This is a genomic window from Nonomuraea endophytica (assembly GCF_014203235.1).
In the GTDB taxonomy this organism is placed as follows: domain Bacteria; phylum Actinomycetota; class Actinomycetes; order Streptosporangiales; family Streptosporangiaceae; genus Nonomuraea; species Nonomuraea endophytica.
On record NZ_JACHIN010000045.1, the window covers coordinates 1 to 1,299 of the forward strand.

Here is a 1,299-nt window from a genome sequence, read left to right on the forward strand (position 1 = left end):
TGGAGTTGGCCCAGTTTGATGGACACCTGATCTCTGGGGAACCCTGGTTCCCGGAAGAAGGAGTCTGCTGTGCCGAACAACTATCCGCCGGAGTTTCGCCGGCAGATGGTGGAGCTGGTGCGCGCGGGCCGGTCGCCGGAGGAGCTGGCCAAGGAGTTCCAGCCGTCCGCGCAGTCGATCCGTGTCTGGGTGCGCCAGGCCGATCTGGATGACGGCCGCCGCCAAGACGGCCTGGCCAGCGCTGAGAAGGATGAGCTGGCCCGGCTGCGCCGCGAGAACAGGATTCTCCGTGAGGAGAAGGAGATCTTGCGTAAGGCCGCGGCGTTCTTCGCGCGGGAGACGGATCTGCCGAGATGAAGTTCCGGCTGATCCATGCGGAGAAGGACCACCACGACGTCTCCCTGATGGCCCGGGTGCTGGGTGTGTCGCGCCAGGGCTACTACGCCTGGGCGGCCCGGCGGCGTCGCGGCCCGTCGGCACGAGCCCGCCGCGATGTCGAGCTGACTAAGCAGATCCGTCGGCATCACCAGGCCTCTGATGAGATCTACGGGGCACCCCGCATCCACGCTGACCTGCGGGAGCTCGACGGGGTCCGGGTGGGCCGCAAGAGGGTGGCGCGGCTGATGCGCGCCGCCGGGCTGGCCGGGGTGAGCAGACGCAGAGGCTGTCGCACCACCATCGCCGACCGGCGGGCGGTCGCCCCATCTGACCTGGTGAAGCGGAAGTTCACCGCGGCCGAGCCGAACCTCATCTGGACGGCCGACATCACGTATGTGCCGACCTGGCAGGGCTTCGTCTATCTGGCAGTGGTGCTGGATGTGTTCTCCCGCCGGATCGTCGGGTGGGCTATGGCCGAGCACATGCGCACCGAGCTGGTGACCGACGCCCTGGCCATGGCGCTGCACCAGCGCCGCCCCGAGGCCGGGGTGATTCACCATAGCGATAAGGGCGGCCAATACACCTCGATCGCCTTCGGCCAGCGCTGTGAGCGAGCAGGCGTCCGCCCGTCGACGGGCCGTACCGGGACCTGCTTCGACAACGCGATCACCGAGAGCTTCTTCGCTTCGCTGGAGTGCGAACTGATCGACCGGCGCACCTTCCGCACCAGGTCAGAAGCCGAGCGTGCCCTATTCAGCTATATCGAGGGGTTTTACAATCCACGCCGCCGCCACTCCGCCAACGGACAGCTCAGCCCCGCCGAATACGAACGCCGACACGCGCACAAGAACACCCAAGACCTCAACTATGCTGCCGCGTAGTCGCAAGCCCTGATGTGTCTATCGAACCGGGGCAACTCCA

At 66.7% G+C, this 1,299-nt stretch carries 1 protein-coding gene; it reads left to right on the forward strand.

The genetic code is table 11. The features are described 5' to 3' along the window. Positions 1-105 precede the first annotated feature (105 nt). A protein-coding gene (locus HNR40_RS53435; RefSeq protein WP_184976637.1) for an IS3 family transposase occupies positions 106-1,259 on the forward strand; the annotation gives its coding sequence in 2 pieces (ribosomal slippage) (positions 106-319 and positions 319-1,259; 1,155 coding nt in all). The last annotated feature ends 40 nt before the right edge of the window (positions 1,260-1,299 follow it).